Source organism: Acinetobacter sp. AB03 (assembly GCF_058107045.1).
The window spans coordinates 1-611 of sequence record NZ_JBUEBA010000044.1 but is presented as its reverse complement, the minus strand read 5'-3'; the positions used below and the strand labels follow the sequence as shown (position 1 = coordinate 611).

Genomic DNA, 611 nt, shown 5'->3' with positions numbered 1-611 from the left:
GATACGGTTAAACAAGCGAAACAATCAATTGCTGAATATTTGGATTTTTATAACATGATACGTCCTCATTCAAGTTTGAATAAGGCAACACCGGATGAATTTTATGATCAACATTTACTAAAAGTAATGGCAGCATAATTTAAATATTTAGAGCGGATTTATCATTTATAAAACTGAATTGAGTGGTCTAATTAACGGAACCATGTCATTTTTATCAATCATAATTTATACTGGAATCTATAATGCGAGCCAAGTTCATAAAATTAGCACGTTCTACAATAAAGCGTTTACCATAATATATAGGCATTGTACTTGTAGGTGACCAACCACCTAAGGCTCTTAGATCATCCTGTGCTTTTAGCAGAGCATCATTTACACTTTGTTTGAGATCAGAGTAATTAACATTTTCTTTCTTATACTTCTCAAAAGAAAAGCTTAACATCATATAAGCCCAAGAATGTCTACATACGTGTGGAGTTAGACGTTCTATTGAGTCATAAGCTGAAGTATCAAAACATTCAGGTAGCAACGCTTTTAATGACAAATCTACTTGATCAAATATCTTTTTAACACTGGCATAACTTAAAGCAGAGTAGGGAGGCTTTAAGGAA

Annotated in this window: 1 protein-coding gene and 1 pseudogene; one reads left to right on the top strand and one right to left on the bottom strand. The window is 32.7% G+C overall.

Features of this window, described 5'->3' with window-relative positions; genetic code table 11:
• Positions 1-138 (top strand): integrase core domain-containing protein (locus ACY3FQ_RS17925; RefSeq protein WP_489774584.1); only part of this gene is annotated, 138 nt, incomplete at its 5' end.
• 76 nt (positions 139-214) lie between these two features.
• Here ACY3FQ_RS17925 and ACY3FQ_RS17920 read toward each other — a convergent pair.
• Positions 215-611, bottom strand: a pseudogene (locus ACY3FQ_RS17920) (site-specific integrase); the annotation flags it as partial.